The 5,489-nt window shown below is 68.0% G+C and carries 5 protein-coding genes and 1 pseudogene; 4 read left to right on the top strand and 2 right to left on the bottom strand.

Translation table 11 applies throughout. The annotated features are described in order from the left end of the window. The 3 genes and pseudogenes from AC1D2K_RS28845 to AC1D2K_RS28835 form a co-directional block, all read left to right on the top strand. A pseudogene (locus AC1D2K_RS28845) lies at positions 1–152 on the top strand (tripartite tricarboxylate transporter substrate binding protein); the annotation flags it as partial. A 54-nt stretch (positions 153–206) separates the two neighbouring features. Then, the gene (gene kdgD, locus AC1D2K_RS28840; RefSeq protein ID WP_478093100.1) at positions 207–1,118 is read left to right on the top strand and encodes a 5-dehydro-4-deoxyglucarate dehydratase; all 912 of its coding nucleotides are present in this window, start codon (positions 207–209) and stop codon (positions 1,116–1,118) included. A gap of 40 nt (positions 1,119–1,158) precedes the next feature. Next, entirely contained in the window at positions 1,159–2,595 is a 1,437-nt protein-coding gene (locus AC1D2K_RS28835; protein ID WP_478093097.1) for an aldehyde dehydrogenase family protein, read from the top strand. Between the two features lie 114 nt (positions 2,596–2,709). Here AC1D2K_RS28835 and mog read toward each other — a convergent pair whose 3' ends face one another. After that, entirely contained in the window at positions 2,710–3,303 is a 594-nt protein-coding gene (gene mog, locus AC1D2K_RS28830) for a molybdopterin adenylyltransferase (RefSeq protein ID WP_478093095.1), read from the bottom strand. Beyond that, a complete protein-coding gene (gene yjgA / locus AC1D2K_RS28825) occupies positions 3,300–3,956 on the bottom strand; it encodes a ribosome biogenesis factor YjgA (RefSeq protein WP_478093094.1) in 657 nt (218 codons plus the stop codon). The genes mog and yjgA overlap by 4 nt, the downstream gene beginning before the upstream one ends. 58 nt (positions 3,957–4,014) lie before the next feature. On the opposite strand from yjgA, the gene pmbA reads away from it, so the two are divergent. Next, positions 4,015–5,385 (top strand): metalloprotease PmbA, encoded by a 1,371-nt coding sequence (gene pmbA / locus AC1D2K_RS28820; RefSeq protein WP_478093092.1) that lies wholly within the window; start codon positions 4,015–4,017, stop codon positions 5,383–5,385. Positions 5,386–5,489 lie beyond the last annotated feature (104 nt).

The following is a 5,489-nucleotide window of genomic DNA, read 5'->3' as shown; positions in this document are numbered from 1 at the left end:
CGATCATCCGCTCGCCCGACATCCGCTCGCGCCTGGCCGGCCAGGGGGCCGAGGTCGTGACCATGACCCCGCCCGAGCAGGACCAGTTCTTCGAGAAGGAACGCGCCCGCTGGGCCAAGGTCGTGATCGCCGGCCAGATCAGGCTGGACTAGTCCGGGCGCGTTGCGACCCCTCCAACCCTTACTTCCACCCACCCCGTTCTTCACATGAATCCCCAAGAACTCAAATCCATCATGGGCTCCGGCCTGCTGTCGTTTCCGCTGACCGACTTCGACCGCAACGGCGACTTCGACCGGAAAAGCTACGAGAAGCGCCTCGAATGGCTGGCGCCCTATGGCGCGAGCGCGCTGTTCGCGGCCGGCGGCACCGGCGAATTCTTCTCGCTGACCGGCGACGAGTACCCCGGGATCATCCAGACCGCGGTCGACACCTGCCGTGGGAAAGTGCCGATCGTCGCGGGCGCCGGGGGCCCCACGCGCTTCGCGATCCAGTGCGCCCAGGCGGCCGAGAAGGCCGGCGCGCACGGCGTGCTGCTGCTGCCGCACTACCTCACCGAGGCCGGCCAGGAAGGCCTGGCGGCGCATGTCGAGGCGATCTGCAAGAGTGTCAGCTTCGGCGTCATCGTCTACAACCGCGGCCAGAGCAAGCTCTATCCCGCGACGCTCGAAAAGCTGGCCGAGCGCTGCCCGAACCTGGTGGGCTTCAAGGACGGCATCGGCGACATCGAGCTCATGAGCGCGATCCACCTGCGCCTGGGCGAGCGCTTCGCCTACCTCGGCGGTTTGCCGACGGCGGAGGTCTATGCCGCGGCCTACAAGGCGCTCGGCACGCCGGTGTACTCGTCGGCGGTGTTCAACTTCATCCCCAGGACGGCGATGGATTTCTACGCTGCGGTGGCCAAGGACGACACTGCGACCCAGCACCGGCTGCTGAAGGACTTCTTCATGCCCTACCTGGAGATCCGCAACAAGGGCCAGGGCTACGCGGTGAGCATCGTGAAGGCCGGCGCGAAGATCGTCGGCCACGACGCCGGCCCGGTGCGCACGCCGCTGACCGAACTCAAGCCCGACGAGTACCAGGCGCTGGAAGCGCTGATCGCGAAGCTCGGGCCGCAGTAAGCTGCTGCTTTCCCACTCTCGATTCCCAAGGATCCCGGCCATGCAGAATTTCGACAACCTCATCAACGGCGAATGGCGCGCGGGTGCCAGCTACAGCGCCAACGTCAACCCGAGCAACCTCGGCGACGTGCTGGGCCAGTATGCGCAGGGCGACGGCGCCCAGGTGGAGGCGGCGGTCGCGGCCGCCACCGCCGCCTTCCCGGCCTGGGCCACCGGCGGCATCCAGGCGCGCTCCGAGGCGCTGGAGAAGATCGGCAACGAGATCCTGGCGCGCAAGGAAGAGCTCGGCACGCTGCTGTCGCGCGAAGAGGGAAAAACCAAGGCCGAAGGCATCGGCGAGGCCACCCGCGCCGGCCAGATCTTCAAGTTCTTCGCCGGCGAGTGCCTGCGCCTCTCGGGTGAACTGCTCCCCTCGGTGCGCCCGGGCATCGGCGTSGAGATCACGCGCGAGCCGGTGGGCGTGGTCGGCCTGATCACGCCGTGGAACTTYCCCATCGCGATWCCGGCCTGGAAGATCGCGCCGGCGCTGGCCTTCGGCAATTGCGTCGTCCTGAAGCCCGCCGACCTGGTGCCGGGCTGCGCCTGGGCGCTGGCCGAGATCATCAGCCGCTCGGGCATTCCGGCCGGGGTGTTCAACCTCGTGATGGGCCGCGGCAGCGTGATCGGCGATGCGCTGGTGAACCATCCGGGCATCCATGCGATCAGCTTCACCGGCTCGGTCGGCGTCGGCCGCAACATCGCGGTGCAGTGCGCCACGAACCACAAGAAGGTGCAGCTCGAGATGGGCGGCAAGAACCCGCAGGTGGTGCTGGACGATGCCGACCTGAACCAGGCGGTCGAGCTCAGCGTGCAGAGCGCCTTCTATTCCACCGGCCAGCGCTGCACCGCGTCGAGCCGGCTGATCGTGACCGAGGGCATCTATCCGAAGTTCATCGAGGCCATGACAGCCCGGATGGCCAGGATCAAGGTCGGCGATGCGCTGGCGCAGGGCACCGACATCGGCCCGGTGTCGAGCGAGAGCCAGCTSCGGCAGGACCTGAACTACGTCGAGATCGGCCGGGCCGAGGGCGCCACGCTGGCRGCCGGCGGCGAGCGCCTCAAGCTCGATACCGACGGCTTCTACATGTCGCCCGCACTGTTCAGCGAATCCGTCGCCTCGATGCGCATCAACAAGGAAGAGATCTTCGGGCCGGTGGCGAGCGTGATCCGGGTGAAGAACTACGAGGAAGCGCTGGCCACCGCCAACGACACCGAGTTCGGCCTGTCGGCCGGCATCGCCACGACCTCGCTGAAGTACGCGACCCACTTCAAGCGCCACAGCCAGGCCGGGATGGTGATGGTGAACCTGCCGACCGCGGGCGTGGACTACCACGTGCCCTTCGGCGGCCGCAAGGGATCGAGCTACGGCCCGCGCGAGCAGGGCAAGTACGCGCAGGAGTTCTTCACCGTCGTGAAGACGGCCTATACGCTCTCCTGAGACCTTGCGGGACAGACCAAGAAACTGCAAAGCAGTTTTTGCTCTGTCCTCAACTGACTAAGCTTGCGGGACAGACCAAGAACTGCGCAGCAGTTTTGCTCTGTCCTCAACGGACTAGGTCGGACGGAGCGCCGACTTGGGCCGGAAGGCCTTGCAGACCGCGTCGTCGGTTTCCAGGTAGGGTCCGCCGATCAGGTCGATGCAGTAGGGCACGGCGGCGAAGATGCCCGCCACCGCCTGCGATCCGTCGGCATTGCGCAGGCCTTCGAGCGTCTCGGCGATCGCCTTGGGCTGACCCGGCAGGTTGATGATCAGGCTGCGGTCGCGGATCACCGCGACCTGCCGCGACAGGATCGCGGTCGGCACGAAGCGCAGGCTGACCTGCCGCATCTGCTCGCCGAAGCCCGGCATTTCCTTGTGGGCCACGGCCAGCGTGGCTTCGGGCGTGACGTCGCGCGGGGCCGGGCCGGTGCCGCCGGTGGTCAGCACCAGCGAGCAGCCGGCGTCCACCAGGTCGATCAGCGCGGCGCTGATGCCGGCCTGCTCGTCGGGGATCAGGCGCGACTCGAAGGTGACCGGATTGCGCAACGCGCGCTGCAGCCATTCCTGCAGGGCGGGCAGGCCCTTGTCCTCGTAGACGCCGCTGGACGCGCGGTCGCTGATCGAGACGATGCCGATGCGCACCGGATCCAGCGCCGGCGCACTCATGCGTCCTCCTCGCGCGACTGGGCCGCGGCCTCGTCCGCGTAGTCCGCGCTGCCATGCACGCGCAGCTGGGCGCGCACGATCTGGAACACCTCGCGATAGGCCTTGCCCTGGCGCGGCGCTTCGCCCGGCGGGCCGGCCTTGATGTCCTTGCGGGCCTGGCGCACGAGCGCGCGCAACTGCTGGGAATCGGTCGCGGGGTGGGTCTCGATCCAGCCTCCGAGCGCGTCGTCGTCGGCGATCAGCCGGTCGCGCCAGCGTTCGGCCTCGTGCAGCGCCGCGGTTTCCTCGGCCGGCAGGCGATCCTGTTCGGCCAGGGCGGAACGGATCGTGTCCAGGGTCGGGGCGTCGAGGCCGCGCATCAGCTTGCCGATGAACTGCATCTGGCGCCGCTTGCCCTCGAAGTTGGTGATGCGCTTGGCATCCTCGATCGCGTCCCTGAGCTTGTCGCCCAGGTCGAGCTTTTCGAAGAGGCCGGCGCGCAGGCCGAGCAGGGCTTCGCCCAGCGCCTGCAGTTCGGCGCTTTCGCGTTTGAGGTCGGTCTTGCTGGCTGCGTCGGTGCCCTTGAGCTCGCGTTTGAGCTCCAGATCGAGTTCGCTGCCTTCGGCGACGAACTCGCCACGGACGAAGTAGCCTTTTTTGGGTTTGCGGGACATAGAGGCAATCGTTGGCCGCACCATCGGGAACAGGGGGCGCAAGTATCATAGCCAACACATGACCACATCTTCCTCGCGCGCCGATTCCGGCTTCGCCTACAGCCGTCCCTTTTTCGAAAACCTGGTCGACTCGGCCCTGGCGCACGCCAAGAAGCTCGGGGCCACCGATGCCGGCGCGGAAGCGTCCGAGGGTTGCGGCCTGAGCGTCTCGGTGCGCAAGGGCGAGCTCGAGAACGTCGAGCGCAACCGCGACAAGTCGCTCGGCGTCACGGTCTACGTCGGCCATCGCCGCGGCAACGCCAGCACCTCCGACTTCTCCGAAGCCGCGATCGCCCAGACCGTGCAGGCGGCCTACGACATCGCGCGCTTCACGGCCGAGGATCCGGTCAGCGGCCTGCCCGACGAGGCCGACATCGCCAAGGAGCAGCCCGACCTCGACCTGTTCCACCCCTGGGCTGTCACCAGCGAACAGGCGGCCCGGCTGGCGCTCGAATGCGAGGCGGCGGCGCTTTCCACGGACAAGCGCATCACCAACAGCGAAGGCGCGGGCGTCTCGGCCCAGCAGAGCCATTTCTTCAGCGCCCACACGCACGGCTTCCGCGGCGGCTACGCGAGCTCGCGCCATTCGATCTCGGTGGCGCCGATCGCCGGCCGCGGCGACGACATGCAGCGCGACGCCTGGTACAGCTCGATGCGCTCGGCCGACGAGCTCGCGAGCCCCGCGGCGGTCGGGCGCTATGCGGCCGAACGCGCGCTGAGCCGTCTCCAGTCGCGCAAGATCAAGACCACCGAATGCCCGGTGCTGTTCGAGTCGCCGCTGGCGGCCGGGCTGCTGGGTGGCCTGGTGCAGGCCACCAGCGGCGGCGCGCTCTACCGCAAGAGCAGCTTCCTGCTCGATTCCCTGGGCAAGAAGGTGCTGCCCAAGCACATCGACGTGGTCGAGGACCCGCATGTGCTGCGCGGCAAGGGCAGCTCGCCGTTCGACGACGAAGGCGTCGTGACCCGCAAGCGCAAGGTGGTCGATGGCGGCCGGCTCGAGGGCTATTTCCTCAGCACCTATTCGGCGCGCAAGCTGGGCATGAAGACCACCGGCAACGCCGGCGGCTCGCACAACCTCACGTTGACCTCGCGCCTGACGAAGAAGGGCGACGACCTCGACGCCATGCTCGCCAAGCTCGGCACCGGCCTGCTGGTGATCGAGCTGATGGGGCAGGGCGTCAACTACGTSACSGGCGACTATTCGCGCGGCGCCAGCGGCTTCTGGGTCGAGAAGGGGCGGATCGCGTTCCCGGTGCAGGAGATCACGATCGCCGGCAACCTCAAGGACATGCTGCTGGGCATCGAGGCGGTGGGGGCGGATGCCTACAACTACGGCGCAAAGACCACCGGCTCCGTGCTGGTCAATCGCATGAAGGTGGCTGGAGCATAGCTCGCCCCCAGGTCGGGCTCACTGCGTGTAGCCCTCCCACCCCCTACCGGGGGCGCAGTCAGCGGCCCGGCAAAGCCGGTTCCGCGACTGCCCACGAACGGGCG

It is taken from the genome of Variovorax sp. P1_H12_2, assembly GCF_056405335.1.
Note: the sequence above shows the minus strand (reverse complement) of the source record. Positions and strands in the feature narration are given on the sequence as shown.

Excerpts from the sequence above, each read along its gene's own strand:
- yjgA (WP_478093094.1), bottom strand. The coding sequence starts at position 3,956 with ATGTCCCGCAAACCCAAAAAAGGCTACTTCGTCCGTGGCGAGTTCGTC.
- kdgD (WP_478093100.1), top strand. The coding sequence starts at position 207 with ATGAATCCCCAAGAACTCAAATCCATCATGGGCTCCGGCCTGCTGTCG.
- mog (WP_478093095.1), bottom strand. The coding sequence starts at position 3,303 with ATGAGTGCGCCGGCGCTGGATCCGGTGCGCATCGGCATCGTCTCGATC.